Source organism: Actinocrinis sp. (genome assembly GCF_035653575.1).
GTDB lineage: Bacteria > Actinomycetota > Actinomycetes > Streptomycetales > Catenulisporaceae > Actinocrinis.
The window spans coordinates 19,862-41,569 of record NZ_DASRBQ010000170.1; the positions used below are offsets into that span (position 1 = coordinate 19,862).

At 69.3% G+C, this 21,708-nt stretch carries 18 protein-coding genes; 9 read left to right on the top strand and 9 right to left on the bottom strand.

Annotated elements, in window-relative coordinates:
• Nucleotides 1-246 precede the first annotated feature (246 nt).
• The 5 genes from VFA06_RS23225 to VFA06_RS23245 form a co-directional block, all read right to left on the bottom strand.
• A complete protein-coding gene (locus VFA06_RS23225; RefSeq protein ID WP_324842810.1) occupies nt 247-1,002 on the bottom strand; it encodes an SRPBCC domain-containing protein in 756 nt (251 codons plus the stop codon).
• Between the two features lies 1 nt (nt 1,003).
• Entirely contained in the window at nt 1,004-1,651 is a 648-nt protein-coding gene (locus VFA06_RS23230) for a helix-turn-helix domain-containing protein (RefSeq protein ID WP_324842811.1), read from the bottom strand.
• A gap of 420 nt (nt 1,652-2,071) precedes the next feature.
• Nucleotides 2,072-4,960, bottom strand: coding sequence for a penicillin acylase family protein (locus tag VFA06_RS23235; RefSeq protein ID WP_324842812.1), 2,889 nt, complete (start codon nt 4,958-4,960; stop codon nt 2,072-2,074).
• A gap of 583 nt (nt 4,961-5,543) precedes the next feature.
• The gene (locus VFA06_RS23240; RefSeq protein WP_324842813.1) at nt 5,544-5,786 is read right to left on the bottom strand and encodes a DUF397 domain-containing protein; all 243 of its coding nucleotides are present in this window, start codon (nt 5,784-5,786) and stop codon (nt 5,544-5,546) included.
• 2 nt (nt 5,787-5,788) lie between these two features.
• Nucleotides 5,789-6,610, bottom strand: a complete 822-nt coding sequence (locus tag VFA06_RS23245; RefSeq protein WP_324842814.1) for a helix-turn-helix transcriptional regulator — start codon at nt 6,608-6,610, stop codon at nt 5,789-5,791.
• A gap of 261 nt (nt 6,611-6,871) precedes the next feature.
• On the opposite strand from VFA06_RS23245, the gene VFA06_RS23250 reads away from it, so the two are divergent.
• From VFA06_RS23250 to VFA06_RS23270, 5 genes are all read left to right on the top strand, one after another.
• On the top strand, nt 6,872-7,432 hold the full coding sequence (locus VFA06_RS23250) for an ATP-binding protein (RefSeq protein ID WP_324842815.1): 561 nt from the start codon (nt 6,872-6,874) through the stop codon (nt 7,430-7,432).
• Between the two features lie 188 nt (nt 7,433-7,620).
• Nucleotides 7,621-8,457 carry a hypothetical protein gene (locus tag VFA06_RS23255; RefSeq protein ID WP_324842816.1) on the top strand — a complete coding sequence of 279 codons (837 nt, stop codon included), beginning with the start codon at nt 7,621-7,623 and terminating at the stop codon, nt 8,455-8,457.
• Nucleotides 8,458-8,497: 40 nt separating this feature from the next.
• On the top strand, nt 8,498-9,085 hold the full coding sequence (locus tag VFA06_RS23260) for a sigma-70 family RNA polymerase sigma factor (protein ID WP_324842817.1): 588 nt from the start codon (nt 8,498-8,500) through the stop codon (nt 9,083-9,085).
• Nucleotides 9,082-10,032, top strand: a complete 951-nt coding sequence (locus tag VFA06_RS23265) for an anti-sigma factor family protein (protein ID WP_324842818.1) — start codon at nt 9,082-9,084, stop codon at nt 10,030-10,032. Before VFA06_RS23260 ends, VFA06_RS23265 begins: the two co-directional genes overlap by 4 nt.
• Before the next feature lie 142 nt (nt 10,033-10,174).
• The gene (locus VFA06_RS23270; protein WP_324842819.1) at nt 10,175-11,023 is read left to right on the top strand and encodes a phosphotransferase; all 849 of its coding nucleotides are present in this window, start codon (nt 10,175-10,177) and stop codon (nt 11,021-11,023) included.
• Nucleotides 11,024-11,229: 206 nt separating this feature from the next.
• Here VFA06_RS23270 and VFA06_RS23275 read toward each other — a convergent pair whose 3' ends face one another.
• Nucleotides 11,230-13,089 (bottom strand): hypothetical protein, encoded by a 1,860-nt coding sequence (locus tag VFA06_RS23275; RefSeq protein ID WP_324842820.1) that lies wholly within the window; start codon nt 13,087-13,089, stop codon nt 11,230-11,232.
• Nucleotides 13,090-13,239: 150 nt separating this feature from the next.
• Complete coding sequence (locus VFA06_RS23280; RefSeq protein ID WP_324842821.1) at nt 13,240-13,875, bottom strand: hypothetical protein; 636 nt, start codon at nt 13,873-13,875, stop codon at nt 13,240-13,242.
• A gap of 603 nt (nt 13,876-14,478) precedes the next feature.
• Here VFA06_RS23280 and VFA06_RS23285 point away from each other — a divergent pair.
• Entirely contained in the window at nt 14,479-15,753 is a 1,275-nt protein-coding gene (locus VFA06_RS23285; protein WP_324842823.1) for a hypothetical protein, read from the top strand.
• A gap of 136 nt (nt 15,754-15,889) precedes the next feature.
• Nucleotides 15,890-17,713 carry a serine/threonine-protein kinase gene (locus tag VFA06_RS23290; RefSeq protein ID WP_324842824.1) on the top strand — a complete coding sequence of 608 codons (1,824 nt, stop codon included), beginning with the start codon at nt 15,890-15,892 and terminating at the stop codon, nt 17,711-17,713.
• A 91-nt stretch (nt 17,714-17,804) separates the two neighbouring features.
• Here the strand turns inward: VFA06_RS23290 and VFA06_RS23295 are convergent, their stop codons facing one another.
• Entirely contained in the window at nt 17,805-18,671 is an 867-nt protein-coding gene (locus VFA06_RS23295; protein ID WP_414639952.1) for an esterase/lipase family protein, read from the bottom strand.
• 395 nt (nt 18,672-19,066) lie between these two features.
• Entirely contained in the window at nt 19,067-20,470 is a 1,404-nt protein-coding gene (locus VFA06_RS23300; protein WP_324842826.1) for an NAD(P)/FAD-dependent oxidoreductase, read from the bottom strand.
• 345 nt (nt 20,471-20,815) lie between these two features.
• Between VFA06_RS23300 and VFA06_RS23305 the strand changes: the two genes are divergently transcribed.
• Nucleotides 20,816-21,043, top strand: a complete 228-nt coding sequence (locus VFA06_RS23305; RefSeq protein WP_324842827.1) for a hypothetical protein — start codon at nt 20,816-20,818, stop codon at nt 21,041-21,043.
• 78 nt (nt 21,044-21,121) lie between these two features.
• The gene (locus tag VFA06_RS23310; RefSeq protein ID WP_324842828.1) at nt 21,122-21,688 is read left to right on the top strand and encodes a hypothetical protein; all 567 of its coding nucleotides are present in this window, start codon (nt 21,122-21,124) and stop codon (nt 21,686-21,688) included.
• The last annotated feature ends 20 nt before the right edge of the window (nt 21,689-21,708 follow it).

Here is a 21,708-nt window from a genome sequence, read left to right on the forward strand (position 1 = left end):
AGGCCGCCGACCTGGCGTGGACCGATCGGCCTGAGCTTTTCCGTACTTATTGCCAGAATCTCAGTCTCTTCTCGGCTCGGCCAAGCAGGGCGGCCGGTTTCCTCGTTGCCCGCGACAGCCGTTATTACGCGTTGTCTCCTGCCGTAATAACGCTGTGATCCGAGTCGGTTACTCGACTCGGACCACAGCGCAGCCGGTTACCCGACGAGCGGGTTACCCGAACTTTGGATGAAGAGAACTATGAACTTACGCGAACACCCCGGCAAGCCAGGTCTGCCAAGCCTCCTGAGCGTCCTTCACATCCGGCGCGGCCTGACCGGGCTCGCCGTAGATGTGGTGGCCGAGGACGACCGCCCCGTTGTAGCCGTAGATGAACCGATAGAGCGCATCGGCGGTGCGTACTCCGAAGAAGTCCTCGCTGACGTAGTCCACGACACCGTCGATCGGAGCGAGCCCGCTCGGCGTCAGACGCACCTCGTCGCCCACTGACGCCGAGCCGGACGTGCCAAGCGCCGCGTGCAGCAACTCCCACGTGCGCTGCCGGTCGGGCGTCTCGCCGACGTAGCCGCCGATCGGCGCGGAGTACCGGCCGGAGAAGTACTTGACGTACTGGGCGAGCTTGTGGAGGTACATCGGGTCGCCCCTGCGCAGGCCGTTGTACTCGGCTTCCCAGTCCTCGCCGAGGAAGCCGCTGTGCACGAATCGCAGCACGGTGCTGGCTCCGTCGCGAGCCTCGATCAGGAACTCGAACGCGTGGAAGGAGCCGTCGGGCGCGGGATCGGCGCGAAAAGCGAAGTGCTTGAGCGGATCGCAGACGGTGACCGTGGATTCGGAGACGAAGCCGCCCATCTCCATGCTCGTGCGCCCGCCCTCGCGCGCGTCGACGGTGTTGCGGCCCATGAGCCAGGAGTCGATGCCGGGCCCGGTGGCGATCGCGTCCCAGATCTGCTCCGGGGTGCCCTCGATCTCGATCTGCTCGCTGATCTCGAATTCGTGCGTCATTTCAGGATTCCTCGGTCTGTGTGTCGTGCGCCGTCTCGGGGCCTTGCTCGGTCCGCGTCGCCGGTTCGCCGGGACGGACGACCGGGTGCACCGCCACCACCAGACGGTGCGGCCGTCCACGCGGCGCGTTCTCGTCGTGGTACTTGCTGACCAGGGCCGCGACGGCGGAGGCCAGCTCCTGCGCGAAGGCGGCGCGGTCGGCGGCGGAGGCGAAGCGCACCTCGCCGTCCAGGGCGAAGGTCGCGACCGGCTTGCGTTCCCTGGCCGAACCGGTCAGCAGTTCGCCCACGTCGCGCACCAGCTTGGCGGCGAGCGCGAGCAGCCAGTGCGCGGAGAGCCGGTCGGGTGAGCGGCCGGGGTCGGGCTGGACGGCGGCCAGCGCCACCGGCGAGATCACGTAAGCGGCCGCGGTGGCGCGCAGCACCCGCTCCGTGACGTTGCCCTTACGCCGCTCCTCGACCAGCTCGACGAGGCCGTGCCGCTCCAGTTCCCGCAGGTGGTAGTTCACCTTCTGCCGCGGCAGGCCGACGCGGGCGGCCAGCGTGGTCGCCGAGCCGGGCTCGGACAGGGCGGCCAGCAGTTTCGCCCGTATCGGATCCAGAGAGGCCTCTGCGGCCGCCGGATCCTCGATCACCGTCACCTCGAACATGGCTCCACCGTCCCACCGACGGCACTTCTTGTCAAGACAAACTTTTTTGTCGGTGCGGCTTGGAGAAGGATGCTTCGAAGCCGAGCCGAACCCCTGCCAGTGCGGACTGCACACGCACGGCCGCACCCACACCTGGGCGGGGGCAAGGCAGCACAGCACCACAGCACTCGGCCTAGTCCTCCCCTCGAAGACCCACGCCTGGGCCGGATGTGGGGCAGAACAGCATTCGGCCCAGGTCTCCCTCGAGACCCATGCCTGGGCGGGTAGCGGGGCAGAACAGCACTCGGCCCAGGCCTCCCCTCGAGGCCTGGGCCGAGTGCCAGGTAGCCGCCTTGAAGCGGCCGTACTTGTTCAGCGGCGGGCCGGACCGGGTCACGGTCCGGAAATCCGCTCTGTGCTGATCAGATCATCGCAACACCGTCACGGTCCAGAGGCGTACTCGACGACCTGCTGGAAGGTCGGCCGGTTCTGCCAGTTCGTCGGACTGTCGGTGATACCGCCGAGCGGGTCCTGGATGATGCTGTCCGCACACCACTGGTCGCCGGCCGAGCAGGTCGAGTCGCCCGGGTACACCGTCGCGGCGGACTCGGCCGCGGCCTGCGTCAGCGAGCTGAGCAGTGCGCTGCGACAGGCGGACAGGCTCCCGCCGCCGCAGTACGTGACCGGCAGCGGGTCGGTCACGCTCTGCCCGAGCGTCTTGCGCAGGTCCTTGCTGACGTAGCCCCACCAGCCGAACTGGAACGACGAGCCCTTGTGCGGCTGCGCCTCGTTGGACGAGGTGACCGTCCCGCTCACGGTGATCTGCTGGCCGCCCGACGGGGACTCGTTGACCTGCATCGCGCCGACCAGCGCGTTGAACAGGTTGGTGCCCATGCCGGACTGGAACTCGGCCTGCAGCAGCAGCGGCCACCAGGCGTCGAACACCTGGATCGCGGCGGCGTTCTGGTAGGCCTTCGAACCGGCCGCGGTCGGCGTGAGGGTCGCCCCCGCGTTGAGCCAGGTCGTCAACTCGGCGACCAGGGCCTTCTGGTTCGCGTCGGTGACCGGCTGGCTGTTGATCACCTGGAGCAGCAGCGGCAGCACCTCCTTGCCGCGCAGGTCGGTCAGCGCCGCCTTCTCCATCACCTGCACCAGTGCCGCGCGGGTGAACTTCGCTCCGCTCGCCAGGTAGCTCTTCACGCCTTGGTCGAGCAGGTCAACCCGTTGCACCGCACCCCAGCTGAAGTTGCCGTCGGCCGCGCTGTAGTCGAGGGCCTGCTTGTTGTTCCAGCTGACGTAGTAGTCCTGGTCGATCGAGTTGGGGTGCGCCGAAGCCGGGGTGTAGGCGGCCGTGTTGTTGCTCGGGTCGAAGCCCTGCCACTCGTCGGCGGCGGTCCCCCACATCGGCAGGTTCGGGTCGGTCCCGGCCGCGCGCACCGGGTTCAGGCCCGAGTTGAAGTAGGCGACGTGCGCCGAGTTGACGTAGAACCAGTTGAAGTCGTAGCCGATGTTCGCGGCCGCGCTCTCGAAGCCTTGCGGCGTAGACATGACGCTTGGATCGTTGAACATCTGGAAGCCGATCGCGGAATCGGCCTCGTGCATGTACGTCGAGCGCAGTGACGTATACGCCACGGGCACGCCGCCGACGGTGGCGGTGTAGTCGACGAGTCCGTACTTAGTTCGATACGTCGTCAGGTCGTATGAGCCGGCTGCGGTGCTGTCGGCGACCGTCGGGCTCCACGAATCGTGAGCCACCAGCTTGTCCATCGGCGTGCAAACACCGTGGTACATGTACGAGGTCGAGCTAGTGGTCGGCGTTGAGCCATCCGCGTTGCACAGCGTGACCGCGTACGTGTCGGTAGTGTCCTGCTCGCTGGATGTGGCGCTCCAGGAGTAGCTGGGGCCGCGGCCGAGCTCCACGTACAGGTTGAATCCGGAGAAGGCGGCTCCGCGCGCACTGATGCCAGGCCCCTCGATCTCCTCCAGCATCAGCAGCTGCGGGGCGAAGTAGCCGGTCTGCGGACCGAACACCGCGATCGGGTGGCCTGACGCGCTGTCAGCCGCGGAGATGACCAGCGCGTTGGACATGCCGGGATGCTGCTGTCCGGGCGCGGGAAAGTCCACGCCGGGCGCCGCACCGTTGTTGTACATGCCGTTGAGCAAGCTGAGCTTTCCGCTCGCCTTCGCGCGCAGGGAGGACGGCAGCTTAGCGGCGAGCTTCGCGTCCGCGGCCTGTACAGCCTTCGTGGTCGCGGCAGCGGTCGCGGCCTTCACAGCAGCCGATGCCTTTACGGCGCTGCTGCTCGCGGAGCCGGTCGCGTTCTGCACGACATTGACGCCCTGGACCGAGCCCGCATCAGGCATCGCCGTGCCGGTGACGGTGCCGGAGGTCTCGCCATAGGGGAAGCTCTGGCCGTTGTGCAGGGTCAGCGTCGCCTCCGGGTCGTTCTGCTCGCGCAGCGCGGCCCATATCGCGTCGCCCTGGGTGACCCCATACGCGGACTCGGCCGCCTCCTTGACCAGGGCGGACTGCACCTCGGTGCCGCCGCCGTTGCCGAACAGGCCGCCGATGACGCCGGCGATGGCGATCAGGTCGGTCTCGGTGAAGTTCGACATCGACTGCCCGGTCAGGTCGTACTCGCCGGGGAAGTCGTTGGCGGCCCGGACCACCGAGATGTAGTCGTTGACTCCGGCCAGATAGGCGTCCGCGTCCGCCTTGAGTTGCGCGCCGCGGGCGCCGTCCGCGGCCAGCGCGTTGACCTGCGCCTGGAGGTCGGCCTCGGTGTAGGGCGCGGTGCGCCAGACGTTCTGCTCGAGGCCGCGGTTCGCGGGCGCGCCGCCGGCGAAGGAGGTCAGCTCGGCCCGCCCGATGTGCCGGAACAGGTCCATGACCCACAACCGGTCCTCGGCGCCCGCGTATCCGGCCCCGAACTCCGCCTCGGCCCTGGTCTGACCGTAGATGTGCGGGATGTCGGCGGTGTCCCGCAGGATCGTGACGCCGGTCTCCGGCGTCTCGGTGCGCGTGACGTTGGCGGGCGGTACTCCGTAGGAGGAGTCGTTGTAGAAGTTGTTGATCTGAGACGTCGTCAGCCCGGTGTACGAGTTCACCAGGTTGTCGTACTTGGTCAGCTGATCGTTGTTGTTCGAGGGGCGGGTGCCGAACAGCTTGAACAGGATGATGTCGGCGAGGGTCTCGGCCCCGTTCTCCCCGGGCGGGAGGATGTCGGAGCATTGATCCGCGCAGTAGTCGGTGGGCGAGCTGACCGCCGCGGCGGCTCGCGCGGAGACGTTCGACGCCACCGCCTGGGCCTGTCCGGCTGCCGCGGACACCAGAAGGGCCGCGGTCGCGGCCGCGACGGTGAAGAGGTGCGGGCGGTGAGTATAAGGACGGCGTCCGAATGGACGCCGGAGGTGGGTGGGGACCGTGTGGGTGTGGGTTCCGCGCACTGCTGACGCTCCCAGGCAGGAAAACACGTGGTGAGGAGTGCCTTGCGTCGCGTCAACCTACTCGCGAGTAGGGTAAAGAGTCAGTCAGGGCATTGCCAAGACTGAGCTAAAACATGAGGATCATTCAAATTCGCCGTAACGGACCGCGCTGTCCGTGGACGCCCGGTTCCGCCTCGTGGCAGGGACCCGCGGGACCTGTGGGGGTGAGGCCCGTGGGGGCGGGGCTCTGCTCGTACGGCGGAACCGGGACGGTATCAGGATTCGTGGTCAGCGCCCGGACACGTCCCGTGCACCGTCACGTGGGTGGTGCGGTGTTCCTGTACTGCGGTGTTCCTGTACTGCGATGTACTGCGGTTCTTCGGTACTGCGGTGTTTCGGTACTGCGGTGTTTCGGTACTTCCGGTGTTTCGGTACTGCGGTTCTTCGGTGCTGCCGGTGACACAACGATCGCGGCGTGGTGCGCCGCTTAGGCGAGCAGGAAGTCCGCGCCGCCGGTCTTGGCCGCCTCGATGAAGGCGGACAGTTCCGAGACGGTGTACACCAGGGCCGGCCCCTCGGGGTCGGTGGACTGGCGCATCGCGATCCTGCCGTCCTGCAGCTTGAGGACTTCGACGCAGTTGCCGCCGTTGCCTCCGCTCCAGGGCTTCATCCAGCCGTGCTGCCCGAGGTGGGCCGCCGGCATTCCGTTGTATATGTCGGTTTCGGTCATTTTCAGATCTCCTTGCGAATGCCACTGAGATACGCCTCAGTGGATGGTGCGGGTGCGGCTTGTGCGCACATCCGGTCCAATGCCTCCAGGTAGACGGACACGTCATCGCGGTCGTCGATATAGACGGCCCCGGTCAGCGATTCGCTGTAGACGATGTCCGGCAGCTCCTGGAAGCGGAACCGGAAGATACAGAACGGCCCGTACATCGCGGGGTGCGGGCCTGCGGCGAACGGCATCACCTGAAGCGTCACGTTGGGCAGTGAACAAGCCTCGATGAGCCGGTCAACCTGTGCGCGCAGCACCTTGCGGTCCGCGGCGCGACGGAAGACGGTCTCATCCATCACGCCCCAGAACCGCGGCGCGTTTTCGCGGTGCAGCAGCGACTGACGCTCGACGCGCAGATCCACCAGGCGGTTGATCTCCGGGTCGGGCGCGTGCGGCAGGCCCGCGCGCAGCACTGTACGCGCATAATCGGGCGTCTGAAGCAGCCCGTGCACGTAGTGCGGCTCGTAGGCCCGGATGAGCGCGGCCTCGACCTCCAGGCTGACGTGCGCGCTGAACCAGTCGGGCAGCACGTCGCGGTACCGGTGCCACCAGCCGGGCTGGTTGGCCTCGCGCACCAGGGCGAGGAAGGCCTCGATCTCGCTCGGCTCGGTGACGCCGTACATGCGCAAGAGCCGATCGACATAGAGAATCTTGAGGCTGACCTCAGCCTTCTCCATGCGCCGGATCGTCGAATGCGTGACGTCCAAGGCGGCCGCGGCCTCCTCGTAGCCGAGTCCGGCCTGCTTGCGCAGGTCCTCGAGGCGCTTGCCAAGGACCATCCGCATCACCGTCGGGGCGCCACCCGACGACCGTACGTCACCGCTCACGTTCTGCCTCCGCACCGGCCGCTATGCGGCTCAGTGTGCCATGTCGGTAACGCAGCGAACAGTCTGCTCATCCAATTCTGCAATTTCCAGGTTGACTCTTGCCATCCGTTGCTGGCGGACAGCATAGTGATTCCTGTGATTCAGCGTCCGCAGTCGCCGCCGACGGCGCGCCGCGCGAGGCCCGATCACCTCCGCGCGGAAGGCGAGACGCTCGTGAACCGTTCCCACCCGGCCTCGGCGGCCGCCCCGGCCGCGGCCGCGGTCCAAGCCGCCGCGGGCGCCGCGGACGAGGACGGGCCGGCCGACTCCAGTACGGCCGCCACCACGACGGCCACCCTTCCCGCCCCTCCCTTTCCCGGCGAGTCCGCTGCCCTGCACCGCGACGTCTTCCACTTGCCGGCGCACGGAGCCAGCGTCTCCGCGGCGCGCAACCGGATCACCGAGCACCTGCACGCCTGGGGCGTCGGCGAGTCCGTCTACGAAGACGCCGCGCTGATCGTCAGCGAACTGTTCACCAACGCGCTGGTGCACACGGACAGCAGCGAGATCACCTGCCAGCTGCAGGCCACCGCGCAGACCGTGTACCTGGCGATTACCGACCAGGGCTGCGGCCCGTCGGGTCCCCGGGTCCGGGAACCCGACGCCGAGAGCGGCCGCGGCCTGATCCTGGTCAGCGCGCTGGCGCAGCTGTGGGGCGTCAACACGGAACAGGGCTGCGGCCGCACCGTGTGGGCGATCCTGCCCTCGGGTCTGCCCTCCGCCGACGCCGCCTGAGCCGCGCCAGGCCCGTTCGACGGGTCGCGCCGGCTCGGATCGCCGCGGTGAGCCGCCAGCCGAGCGCCCGCGAACAGCTCGGAAAAAAATCCTTCCGGCACCGGTGAACCGAACCCGGCATCCGCACGTGCATTCGCCTCAGGGACAGCCTTCGAAGAGCGAAGGATCATGAAACGGCGAGGGCACAGATGACCAGCACGTCTGATCTCAACATCGCCGGATCACCGATCTACGAGAGTCTCGTAGCCACCACCGGTGATCCGTATCAGCCCCCCGCCTACCAGCTGCCCGACGTCTACGGCTCGAGCTCGCAGGTCGCCGCGTACGGCGAGGGCTCCGGCGGTGGCGGCGGCGCGGGAGGAGCGGGCTGGGGTTGGGACAGCGGGAGCGACTGGGGCGGCGCGAGCGGCTCGAACTGGAACGGCGCACTTCCGCCGAACGCCGGGCCGGCCATGCTCTCGCAGTTCCTCGGCCGTATGCTCGGCGACGGGCAGAGCTGGGTCGCGGTCATGATCTTCGGCGGACCCATCGCCGACCAGCTGCGCCAGCAACAGGTCATGCAGCAGTTCGGCCCAAATCCGCAATACGGCCAACCGGGGGCGTCAGGGTACGCTAACGTTCCCGGTTACAGCTTCGGCGGCGGCTTCGGCTATGGGGTCAACAATGCCGGTGGCATGCCGGAAGGCGCGATGGCGCAGGCGTATCAGCAGGCTTACCAGTGGGCGGCGCAGCAGCAGGCCGCGCTCGCCGCGAGCCAGCTAGAGCCGGCGCTCCCCGCGCTTCCCCCGGCACCGGACCCGGCCATGGTTCCCGGTCAGGGCGCGCCCCCGGCGCTGCCTCCGGCCGAGGCGACGCAGATGTACAGCGGGATGCTGGATCAGGACTGGGCCGGCTGGCTCGGCCAGACCGCCCAGGGCGTCCGCTCGCAAAACGAGGAGGAGATGCAGGAACCGCCGTATGAGCCCAGCGGCGGTGGATGGAGCAGCCGGCTCGGAGCAGCCATGCGAGAACTCCGTGGCAGATAGCACTACTCTTCCGACGCCCTACCCACTCGGAGTGGAACTGTTGAACCGGTCGTTTGGCAGGACCCTGCCAACCAAGGCGGATCAGTCCCGAAAACCCGCGCGTACCAGCGAGGACCGGCTGCGGGCGCTCTACGCGGAGCACGCCGGCCCGCTGCTCGGATACGCGCTGCGGCTGCTGCACGGGGACCGCTCGTCCGCCGAGGACGTGGTCCAGGAGACGCTGCTGCGGGCGTGGACCCATCCGGAGGCGATGGACCCGTCCCGCGGCTCGCCGCGCAACTGGCTGTTCACCGTGGCCCGCAACCTGGTCATCGACGCGATCCGGGCGCGCAAGACCCGCCCGGCCGAGGTCGGTGAGGGGCGCCTCGGAGAGGACTGGGCGCAGTCGCTGGCCGACACCGGCGCGGATCCCTACGACCGCAGCCTGGACGCTTGGGAACTGGCCGAGGTGGTGGCCGTTCTCTCTCCGGAGCACCGGGCCGTCCTTGTGGAAACCTACTACCATGGAGCGTCGGTCGCGCAGGCCGCGAAGACGCTCGGCATACCTCCGGGGACCGTGAAGTCCCGCACCTACTACGCATTGAGAGCCCTGCGGCTCGCCTGTGAGGAACGGGGGGTTACTCCGTGACCGATCGCTCGCACGCGGGCGCCGGGTCCGGTCGGGGAAGGACCGGACCGCCTGGCTACCCGCCCGGTTATCCTCCGGCGGCGGATTCCTGCTCGCCGGACCAACGCATCGCGCTGGGCTCGTACGCGCTCGGCGCCCTGGACCCGGCCGAAGCCGACCAGGTACGCACACACCTGGTGGACTGTGCGGCCTGCCGCGCCGAGTACCGCGAGCTCGCCGCGGTACCGGCGGTGCTGGCCCGCATCACCGAGACCGAGATGGCCGCCGGACCGGTACCCCCGGACGGCGAGCTGCTGACCCGGCTGCTGGAGAAGGCCGCGGCTCGGGAGGCGTCGGGGCGGGGCGCGGTGCCCGGCTCGGCGGCTGCCTCGCCCGCCTCCGCCTGGAGCGGTCAGGGCTCGCCCGGATTCGCCGGCGCGGCCGATCCCGATCTCGACCTGTCCCCCGGCGGCTCGAGCCACTCCGGACGTGCGCGCCGTCGCCGCCCGGCGCGGCAGAAGTCGTCCGGACACCAGAAATCCGGCCTACTGTCGAGCCTGTGGTCCGGCAGCCTGGTGCGCCGCGTCTCCATCGCGGCGGCCGGCGGCGTGCTGGCCGCCGCCGCGGTGATCAGCGTGTACGCGGGCACCACGAGCTCGGGCACGCCGGTCACCACCACGATCAACGCGTCGAACGCGGCGATGGGCATCACCGGGCAGGTCAAGTACCACGCGACCGAGTGGGGCAGCTGGGTCCAGGTCACGATGCACAACGTCCCGCCCGGTGACGACTGCATGCTCCTCGCGGTCGACAACAAAGGCAACCGCGTCGTCGCCAGCACCTGGTGGGCTCCGTCGAGCGGCACCGCGACCATCCCCGGCGGGGTGGCGATGGAGGCCGACGAGATCATGAAGTTCCAAGTGGTGACCGCCACCGGCAAGACCCTGCTGGACGCGCCGGTGCACTGAGACCCCGGGATGGGTTGGCGCCCCCGAGGCGGCCGAGACCAGATCAAACGGCTCGGTCCGCTTCGGGGGCGTTCGTATGCCCGGGTATGCTCCTGCGACCGTGACACCTTCCCGTGTGACACCTTCCAGTCCGGGGGCCGAGATGCAGACATACGTGGAGCCTGACGAATCAGCACCCGAGATCCCGCTCATCGGCGGAGACGTCACGGAAGGCGTCGTACGCGTCGGAGACACGGTACGCAGGCCGGTGGGCGCCAACGCGCCGCTCGTCCACGCGCTGCTGCGTTACCTCGAATCGGTCGGGTTCGAAGGCGCGCCACGGCTTCTCGGCATCGACGCGGCGGGACGCGAGGTGCTGACGTACATGCACGGCGAGGTGGCCGGTCGCCCGCGGCCGGCCTGGATCGCGGACGAGCGGCGCCTGGCCTCGGTCGGCAGCTTCCTGCGCGAGTACGACGACGCGGCGGCCGGATTCGTCGTACCGGAGGGCGTCCGGGCTTTCCAGGGATTGGCCGCGCCGCAGGACCCGGAGACGCCGCCGCCTCCGCCCTATCCCGTGGAACTGGTCGGCCACATGGACGTCACGCCGGACAACGTCGTGTTCCGGGACGGGCGGGCGGTCGCGCTCATCGACTTCGATCTGGCCAAACCGGTCTCAAGGGTCGACGAAGTGCAGAACGCGATGCGTTACTGGGCCCCGTTTGAAGACCCCGCCGACCGTGACCCACTTCTGCGCGACGCCGACGCTCCGCGCCGATGCCGGATCCTCGCCGACGCGTACGGCCTCTCAGAGCTGGACCGCTCTCGCGTCGTGGAGGTGGCGGTGCTGCGCGCGCGCCGTGCCTGGTTCTCGATGCGCTACATCGCCAAGGCGGAGGGAGGCGGCTGGGCACGCATGTGGGAGGCGGGCGTCGGGGACGAGATCAAACGCCGCGAGGCCTGGCTGGAGCGCAACGGCGCGGCGATCGAGGCGGCGCTGACCGCCGCGTAGCAGACCGGGCTCACACCACGTCAGCGGCGAATCGGTTACTGGCTCGCACTGTTGTTGCTGCCGCTGTTGCTGCCGCGGGAACGGCCATCACAGCCTCCATATGTGCACGACCGACCCGCGTACCCTGATTTTCCAAGGTACGCGGGCCGGTGTCTCACAGGACCGGGTTACCAGTCCTCAGCGGTGTGCCACTCGTCAGCCCCTGCTTACCAGTGGACCTTCTTGGGCCGCTTGTGCATGGTCATGGTCGGGGTGGGAGTCGCGGTGGCGGTGGTTGCCGGGGCGGTCGTCGCCGTGGTCCCGCCTGCCGCACCGTTACCCGCGCCGGCCATCGCCTGCGGCGGAGTCTGGCCGAGCGGCACCATGACCGCGGCCGTCACCACGCCCTGACCGTTGGTGGTCAGCGCGATCGGGTTGGGCTTGTTGATCAGGCCCTGGCAGTTGAGGTTGGTGAAGGACTGGTTCGCCCGCATCGCCAGGAAGGTGAACAGGTTGGTGGCCATCGCCGGGTCGACCGACGGGCCGTTCTGGAAGATCGCCATGTCCTTGAACACCCGGGTGATACCCATCGGGTTGCCGAACAGGTTCGTGCAGTAGGTCGCGCCGGTGCCGGCGTCGGCGGCCGCCTGGCCGATCTGCGGCTGGTCGACGCCCGCGCGGTACAGGTTGGTCTTGTTCGTCGACATGTTGTTGTTGTTCAGCGTCATCGGGTCGTTCATCGGCACCAGGGCGATCGGGGCCTGCTGGTTCGCCATCGCCGACAGCTCGTCGAGCGGCAGCGCGCCGCTGGCCTGTCCGTCGCTGGACTGGTCAGGCTTCGTGAACGGGGTGCAGCCGAGGGTCGGGTCCACGAACTTGTTCAGCAGCAGGTTGTCCGAGCCGTTGGCCAGGTCGGTCACGTTCGCGCCGAGCTTGGCCATCGAGGCCGCGTTCATCTGCGCGGTCTGGCCGTTCGCGGTGGCCAGGTAGTGGGTCACCACGTTGTCGCTCTGGTCCTGGTCCACCAGGGAGAAGTCACGCGTGGTCGGGCAGGGCAGCCCGTCCGTGGCGGTTCCCACCGGCGGCACCTGCAGCATGTTGGCCTGGATCTCCTGGTTCGCCGTCTGGAAGAACGCCGGGGCGTTGCAGTAGGCGAACTGGCCGAAGATCGAGGCTCCCGCGCCGTTGACGCAGTTGCCCTGCGTCAGGCTGTTGGTGCCGGCCGCGGACTGCAGCGTCAGGTTGGTGCCGTTGAAGCCGAACCAGAGGCCGACGGTCGAGCCGGCCGGAACCTGCGCGGGCACGGTGGGCGCCGCGGGCTGGGTGCCCTGGTCGATGACCAGCGGGTCGTACAGCGTCAGCTGTCCGTCCGCGGTCAGGATCGCGCCCTCGACGAACGCCGACTGGTTGGCGTTGGCTTCGTGGCACGCACCCATCGCCGGGTTGGTGGCCACCAGCTGGTACGGCGTGGCCAGGCCGGCCGCCGTGAGCGGGTTGGCCGGGACGATCAGCGTGCAGTTCGGGTTCGGGGTGGCCGCGGCAGCGGCGGCGGCCGAGGTGGTGGTGGCCGCGGCGGCGGTGGCGGTGCAGGTCGGCTTCGCGGCGGCCGCGGTGGTGGTCGTCGTGGTGGTGCCGGCCGCTGCCGAGGTGGTGGCTCCCGCGGCTCCGGCGCCGGCGGCGGCCGAGGTGGTGGCCGCGGCGGCTCCGTTACCGGTGCCGGTGTTGTTCATGCCGGTGGTGGTGTTACCGGCGCCAGCGGTGACTGCGCTCGCCGAGGCGCTCGGGTGGTGGTAGCGCGACTGGATGGTGGTCATGCGGTTGGAGGCGCCACCCATGTTCGCGCCGCCATTGTTGGTGGCCGTGCCGGCGCCGCCGTTGTTCGCGGTGCCGCCGTTGTTGGCCATGCCGCCGTTGTTCGCGGTGCCGTTGTTGGCGGCACCGGTGTTCGCGGTGGTCGACGTGGTTGTTCCGGCGGCTGGGCTCGCACTGGTACACGCGGCCGCGGCGGCACCCATGTTGTTGTTGTGGTGATGGTGGAAGGGCGAGGCCATCGCCACGCCTACAGCGGCGATTACCACTACTGGCATGGCGGCGAAGATCGTACCGACCTTGCGCGTCCGCCAACTGCGACGCTCCCGGCGGGCCCGGGTCGACTCAGCCCTCGTTGTCCTGCGCAACGGCTGGCCGGACTGCTGCCCCCGCCGGCCGTGCGAACTCGATGCGGACACTCTCGCTCCTTAGATGTGCGTACCAGGTGTGTTGCGGCGGCGGCGGATCACGAGGAACCCGACCCCGCCGGCAAGCGCCAGCGCCACGGCGATCGCCGCGGCTCCTGCTGTGGTCAATGCGGAACTCGACCCGGCCAGGCCGACTCGCACGATGCCTGTGCTGGTCACTGGCCCGTTTCCGGCCGCGGTCATACCCGGTGTGGGGGACATTGCCTGGGCTGCGCCGCCGCCCATGGCCATCGCGCCACCGCTCGCCGTGGGGGAGGCGGGCTTGGTGGTCTGGTTCATTCCGCCGCCCATCGCCGCCTTGCTCGTCGCGACGGGAGGCGGCACGGCCGCGGCCGAGGTCTGGGCCATGGCCGGTGACGACGGCGGTTGCGTCGTGGGTGGTGCGACCGCCGAGCCGGCGACCGTGATGGTCACCGGGTTGGGGCTGCCGGCGCCGCAGTCCGCGGTCACCTGGTAGCTGCCCGAGGCGTTAGACGCGATGGTCGCCGAGCCCGAGAAGTTGATCGAGGTCTGCGTCAACGATGCCGCGCCGCCCACGAAGGCCGGGGAGTACACCCCGCCGAGGCCGTGGCCGTTGTTCGGGCAGGTGCCCAGGATGCTGACGGTCTGTCCGGGGGCGACCGTTCCCGGGTTCACAATCAGCTGTCCGTATCCGGCACTGGCGTGTGCGGGTCCGACGGACAGCAGCAGCGCGGCCGTCGCCCCGAGCGGGACGGCAAGGCCAGATAAGCGGGCTGCTAGAGGACGGCGCACGTGCTCATCACGCCCTTTCCGTTGCTATCGGAGGCGCCGGGCCGACTGGCTCGGCGCGCGCGTGACCGCTAGCACGCACGACTTCCGAAAGCGGTTCAACGCGAGCGCTCAGGCGTCGCGGACCAGCGGCGTATCGGGATCGGGGCGTTGAACGCGGCGACGCACTACTGCGGTGCGTCAGTGCGGCACATCAGTACGGCACAGATGCATCAGTACGACACAACAGTGCGAGGCGTCAGTGCGGCCCACCGGGCGGTGAACCGGCGGCGGGCAACGGCCGTGCCGAGCGGTGGTCGAGCTGACGCACAGTCCGATGCATTACGGCGCGTGGGACGCGTCAGCGTTTCGTAATACCGATTCGGGCCGCCGGTTTGAACCGGATCCGCGATTGCCGCGTGCTTGGCCGATAACCGTCCGAAGCCTCGCCCTCGGCGCCAGCCGAACAAGCCTGAAGCATTACAAATCTCAAGGAGCGTGTTCAGCGACATGTTGAGCAGAACGAAGGTCCGGGTCGGCATCGGGTCCGCCGCGGCGGTCGCCATTGCCGCCGGCGCGCTGACGACCGCTTACGCGTCGCCTTGGAGTCATGGCAACGGCTCCACGTCCGCGAACGCGAGCTACTCGTCGAAGTGGTCGCCGAACGTCGCCACCGGCACCACCACCCTCAAGACCGTCTCCTCGACGGTCCCGTCCAACGGCGACGTCAACCCCTACGGCGTCGCGGTCGTGCCGCGCAGCATCGGCAACCTGGTGCGTGGCGACATCCTGGTGAGCAACTACAACAACAAGGCGAACCTCAACGGCACCGGCTCGACGATCGTCGAGATCAACCCGAACACCGGCAAGAAGACGCTGTTCGCCTGGCTGACCCAGTCGCGGCTGCCGTCCAAGTGCCCCGGCGGCATCGGCCTGACGACAGCGCTGACGGTGCTCAGCAACGGCTGGGTCGTGGTCGGCAGCCTGCCCACCACCGACGGCACCTACAAGACCGCCGGCACCGGCTGCCTCATCGTGCTCAACAGCCAGGGTCGCGCGAAGGCCGTCATCACCGGCCACGGTATCGCCGGCCCGTGGGGTCTCGCCGCTTGGGAGCACGGCGATGACGTGCAGCTGTTCGTCACCAACGTGCTCAACGGCGTGACCTGGCGCTCCGGCCAGCAGGTCAACAAGGGCACCGTGGTCCGGCTGAAGCTGGACGTGACCCGGCAGACCTTCCGGCTGGACACCGCGGTGATCGTCGGCTCCGGGTTCCCGGAGATGGTCAGCAAGGACGGATTCGTCCAGGGCCCGACCGGCGTGACGCTCGTCGGCACCACGCTGTTCGTCGCCGACTCCCTGGCCAACCGGATCGCGCAGATCAACTGGGCCACCACCCGGCACAACAGCGCAGGGCTCGGATTCACCCTGGCCGAGGCCGGCCTGCTGAAGATGCCGCTCGGCCTGACCTCGTTCGGCGGGTTCCTGCTCACGGTCAACGGGGCGAACGGCAACCTGATCGCGATCAGCCTCAAGGGCCAGGTCGTCCTGGTCAAGGCGCTGGACACCACCGCGGTCTCCGGCTCGAGCCCGGGCGCGGGCGCGCTGTTCGGCCTGGCGCCGAGCTGGGACGGCAAGTGGTTGTTCTACGTCAACGACATCAGCAACAACCTGAGCGCGGTCGGCCCGCTGCGCAACGGCGGCACCGGCAACTACTGGGGCGGCTACAACTACGACAGCACCTACATGAGCAACTACAACACCATGTACGGCTCGCACAGCTGACCCAGCGCCGGACCGACGGTCCATCTGAAATACCCACAACGTCCCGCGCCGGTGCCGCACACCGGCGCGGGACGCCCTGAGTAAGAGTCCTGTCCCGAACCCACGCATCCGCAGCGAGCCCGACCAGGGGGGACCTGTGACCAGCACCGACCACCACTACTCGCAGCAGATCGACGAAGGAGCGCTGATCGCGGGCCGGTACCGGCTCTCGCGCTGGCTCGGCCTCGGCGCGATGGGCGAGGTGTGGGCGGCGCGGGACGAACGGCTGAGCCGGGACGTGGCGGTCAAGCTCGTGCTCGGCGACCCGAGCGCCGATCCGGAGACCGCGGACCGGTTCACCCGCGAGGCGATCGCGGTGGCCCGGATCACCCACCCGAACGTGGTCGCGGTCTACGACCAGGGCGAGTACCAGCGGCACCAGTTCGTCGTGATGGAACTGGTCACCGGCTGCAACCTGGACGAGCTGCGCGGCGGGCGCCCGATGCCGATCGGCGCGGCGCTGGCCATCGGAGTGCAGATCAGCCGGGCCCTGGAAGCGGCGCACGAGGCCGGAGTGCTGCACCGGGACATCAAGCCGGCCAACATCATGGTCAGCCACGACGGCATGGTGAAAGTCCTCGACTTCGGCATCGCCGGGTTCCTCCAGGGCGCCGGGTTCACCGAGCGGCTGACCCGCACCGGCGCCAACAGCCTGGGCACTCCCGCGTATACGGCCCCTGAGCGCATCATGGGCGGCCCGGCGACCGTGCAGTCCGACCTCTACTCGGTCGGCTGCATCCTCTACGTCCTGCTGACCGGCCTGCCCCCGTTCCCGGCCGACGACAGCCTCACCATTCTGCATCGCCACCTGCACGACGAGCCGACGCCGGTGCGGCGCTGGCGGCCGGAGGTGGCCCCCGAGATCGACCAGCTGGTGCTGTGGCTGCTGGCGAAGGAACCGGCCGCGCGGCCGGCGTCCGCGGCGATCGTGGCCGGCCGGCTGGAGTCGCTGGCCATGGCTTATCCGAACGCCAGCGCCGATGCCGCCCACGAGCAGACCCTTGACGAACTTTTCGGCGCGACCACGGCCACCCAGATGGTGCCGCTCGTCGAACTGGACCTGGAGCAGGACGACACGCCGGACTTCGGCCTGGCCGCACTGCGGGAGCGCAACGGCGAGGACGGCGGCAGGCCGAGGCCGCGCGGCGAGGGCCGCGACGGCAGTCGGGGCGGCGGTCGCGGCGGGTCGAAGAAGGACGCTGACGGCGGCTACGTGAAGACCGCGCGCAAGCGGCGCGCGCCGGCCGCCTTCCTGGTAGTCAGCATCGTCGCGGGCCTGACCCTCGGCGTCGTGCTCAGCCGCCAGGCGATGACAGGTCACGGCAGCGTGATCGGAGCGATGCCGAGCGCCGACGCACCCAAGGCCACGATGCAGACCCCTGCGATGACCAATGGCAGCCAGGCCGCGAAGTCCGGAACTGGAACCGGAACCGGTACGGGAGCGGGCGGAGGGGCAGGTGCGGCCTCGGCGATGCCCTCTGCCTCCGGGATGGGCATGGCCGGCACCGGAGGTACCGGTGCCACCACGGGCACGACCTCGAAGACGACGAACCAGGGCACGATGTTGACGACCACGCCGCCCGCGCCGATCACGCCGTACCTGCGTTACACGGCCGCCGCGCCCGGCAACGGCGGCTGCACGAAGCTGGCCCCCGGACAGTTCGAGTGCACCGTGGGCAACGCCAACGGCGCGCTGGTGTTTCAGGCCGGAACGTTGAACCAATCCGGCACGATCGGCTCCGGACCGCAGCCCTTCTACTGCCAGTCCTCCGGTGCCGAGCACACGGTCGGGAACCTGCGCAACCAGTGGTGGGCGTGGACCGAGTCGGCACAGGGCACCTTCGGCTGGGTATCAGTGATCAACCTCAGCGGTGGCGTCAACGACCAGCCGGAGCCGGGCCTGCCCTTCTGCGGCACCTGAGTCTGCGCCGGACGAACTCGGCCCCGGCCCGCAGCGCGGATGAAAACGCGCTGCGGGCCGGGGCCTTCGTTGTGTGTCGCCGCCGCTTCGCTCAGCCGCCGAGTACCGGAAGCACCAGCGTGCAGCCGACTGCCACGTGATGCGCCGGATCGAGGGCGTTGAGCACATCGTTCAGTGCCATCGGGTCGTAGATGACGGCCAGGTGATCGGCGAAGTCCAGGCCGCACTGGTTCTGCAACGTGATGTTGGTGACCGCGGGCCCGGACAGGAACTGTGTCGTGTACGGCGTGACGACCTCGTCGTACTTGGTCGAGATGACGGTATAGCGCACCCCTGACACGGTGTCGCCGCCCGCGTTCAGGTTGGTCAGGAACGGCGAACCCGCGGCCTGCTCCGTGCACGCCGCGCAGAGCGAGCCGAGGAAAGACGACCCGCCCGGAAACGCGGACAGCAGGCCGAACAGGCCGTCCAGGGTTGTGCCGTGGTTGGACGGGGAGAGCCCGACCAGGGCGTCGACCTTCGCGGCGCCGCCGAGGAAGTCGAGGTAGTAGCGCGGCATCATGCCGCCCTGGGAGTGGCCGACGATGTCCACCTTCGCCGCGCCGGTCGCGGCCAGGACCCGGTCGACGAACGCGGACAGCTGCCCGGCGCTCGCGGCGATCTCCTGATAGCCCTGGAACAGGCTGCCCGAGGCGCCGCCGTAGTTGAGCGCGAAGACGCAGTAGCCGTGGTCGGCCAGCAGCGGGGAAAGGGCTTGCCAGGAGTCTGTCATGTCGCCGAACGTGCCGTGCACGAGGACGACGGGATAGGGATGTGTCGCAGTGGGCTTACAGCCGAAGTTGTTCGAGCCGGGCGGTGCGGCGCCGGGCGTGAGCAGTTCGGCGGTGATCCCGGCGGCGAAGCTGTAGACGACGGGGTAGTTGGCGGACGCGGCGGCGGGTCCGGCGGCGGTGGCCAGGCTGGTCGTACCGACGACGACGGCGGCCGTGAGCGCGGACAGCGCTGTTCGAGACAGGGTTGTTCGAGACAGGGTTGTTCGAGACAGGGGCGATCGAAACTGCGTCGAGCGAAGCAGCGCCGATCGAACTCGCCGCGCGGCGCGGGTACGTCGGCCGGCGCGACGCTGCGCCGGTGGAGCAGAGACAGGGAGCTGCGAAGGGTGTGGGTGGGCCGGAGCCATGGAGTCCTCCGTGACAGGACAGGAAATGCACGGAGCCGGTCGCGGCATTGCGACCGTCACAGCTACCGGCCGGTAGTATTACGGACGGTAAGTGAGCCTCGTCACACTGACAAGGGCTTTGCGTAGATATTAATTGACGTAACGGAAACAGCCCGGTATTGCGCGCCGAGTGGCTACTGCACGCTGGCTCTGGTCTCCGCCTCGATCACTTCCTGGGCGGCGCGCTGCTCCAGCGCGGTGCGCGCGAAGACCTGCTGCGCGGTGACGGCGCGCTCGGAGCGACCGCGGCCGACGAAGCTGACCGCCCAGTGCATGACCGTGGTGACCCGGTGCTTGAAGCCGACCAGGTACATGAGGTGCACCACTAGCCAGAGCAGCCATGCGACGAACCCGCTGAGCCTCAGCTTGCCGATGCTGGCCACGGCGTTGAACCGGGAGACCGTCGCCATGCTGCCCTTGTCGTGGTAGCGGAACGGCTCGCCCGCGGGCTTGCCCTCCAACCGCAGCTGGATCTGGCGCGCGGCGTGCCGGCCGCTCTGGATGGCGACCTGGGCGACGCCCGGCAGGTTGTCCAGCGCCATCAGGTCGCCGACCACGTACACGTTCGGGAAACCGGGCAGCGAGCAGTCCGGGTTCACCTTCACCCGGCCGGCCCGGTCCACCTCGGCCCCGGCATGGTCGGCCAGGATCCGGCCGAGCGGGGAGGCGGAGACCCCCGCCGCCCAGATCTTGGTCAGCGCCTCGATCCGCTCGTGCCCGCCGTCCTGGGTCTTGATCTCGATGCCGCCGGCGTCAAGGCCGACCACCATCGCGCCGAGGTGGATCTCGACGCCGAGCTTGCGCAGCCGGTCCGCGGCCTTGGTGGAGAGCGGATCCCCGAAGGCGGGCAGCACCATCGGCGCGGCGTCGAGGAGCACGATGCGCGCCTTGCGGGTGTCGATCCGGCGGAACTCCCCCACCAGCGCGCGGTGGGCCAGCTCGGCGATCTGACCCGAGATCTCGACCCCGGTCGCCCCGGCGCCGACTACGACGAACGTCAGCCGCCGGCGCTCCACCTCGGGGTCGGGCTCGAGTTCGGCCAGCTCGAAGGCGCCGAAGATGCGGCCGCGCAGTTCGAGCGCGTCGTCGATGCTCTTGAGGCCCGGGGCGAACTCGGCGAACTGGTCGTTGCCGAAGTAGGACTGCGTGGCCCCGGTGGCGACGATGAGGCTGTCGTACTCGACGTGGAACAGGTCGCCACGGCCGGGTGCCCGCGCGGTGACCTTGCGGGCGCTCGGGTCGATGTCGGTGACCTCGCCGAGCAGCACCCGCACGTTGCGCTGCCTGGCCAGGATCTCCCGGGTCGCCGGGGCCACCTCGCCCTGGGAGAGGATGCCGGTGGCGACCTGGTACAGCAGCGGCTGGAACAGATGGTGCGGAGTAGCGGCGACCATAGTGACCTGCACGTTCGCGTGCCGCAAGGCGCGGGTCGCGAACAGGCCGCCGAAGCCGGAGCCGATGATCACGACCCGGTGGGTGGCGCCCCCGTCAATCGGGTAACCGGTCTCATCGGTCAAGGGGCGAGTCTCATCAGTCATGTTCAGTCTCCCAGCTTCTACCTGCCCGACGCGTGACCTCCGCCAGTGCACCCAGACGTACCCATCACCACCAAACCCACACCAGAGCGTCGGCCGCGTCAAGCCAAAGCCGCCATGCGGTGTTCCGGCCGCGATGAACGGATCCTGATTCGGCTGTGCGACGCGTCGGCGGCGCGCGGGCCGCTTTCCGGTTAACGCGGACGGTTTTCCGGCGACTAGCGCGCGAACCGGGTCGGGCGCGCCGTTCTGCTACGCTCGCGAGGATGTGCCCGGTGTCAGGACGATTCGTCCCCGCCGGGACGGGGTCTCCACGAGGTCTCTCTAGGGGGTGGCGCGGTGTCTGCCGTGCTCACTGGCAACGGCGTCTTCCGGTTTCCGCTGCGCCGGCTCGGCCGCGGCGGTTTCGGACACGGGTTCCTTCACCATCTGGCCTGGCACGCACTGTGGCGGTTCAGCCTCGGATCCTTCTTGATCTGGATCGTGGTACTGCTCGTCGTCGCGCTGGTGGTGCGGCGGCTGGTGTCCCGGCGCCGCACCGGCGGCCCGTGGCGCGGCCCGTCCGACCGGTTCTGACCAGCCGCCGGACGGCTGGTCCCGGGCGTCATCCCGAACCGGCGAACGTAGGCCGATACCAGGCGTAGCCTCGGCCTGGTGAGCGAGTTTTACGAAGCCCGCATCCGTGCCGAGTGGCCGGACTGGACCTTCGGCGCGCACCAGGCCGCCGCGCGCGCCGCGGCGGCAGAGGACCTCGTCGCGCTGCGCCGTCGGTACCCGGACCTGACCGCGGACGAGCTCGCCCGGCTCGCCGAGTCCTGGCGGCCGGACCGCGCGTCGGGACCCTATTTCTCGTTCGCCGCGGCGCTGGTCGAGTCCGGTGGCGCGGTAGCGCACAACGGCGGCGAACCCGGCCTGATCTCGGTCAGCGCCACGTTCGTCAAAGCCCTGCTGCGCGAGCTGCAGAGTCAGGCCCCTGCCGCACTCGCCGCACTGCTGGACCGCTGGGCCGAGCAGCGGCGGCACGCCGAGCGCGCGGGTACCCGCCGCTTACCGGCCAAGCCCCCACGGGTGGCGCTGGTCCTCCCCCGCGACGAGTCCCGCTGGCCAGCCGAATCCTGGCCGAGCCTGTCCGCCCTCGAGCTGGAAGCGCCCGAGTTCGATGGGACGGCGCTGCACTGGGACGCCAAGTCAGCCCTCTGGCTCGCCCTGCCGTTCGATTGAGCCGCGGCCGGTCTGGGCGG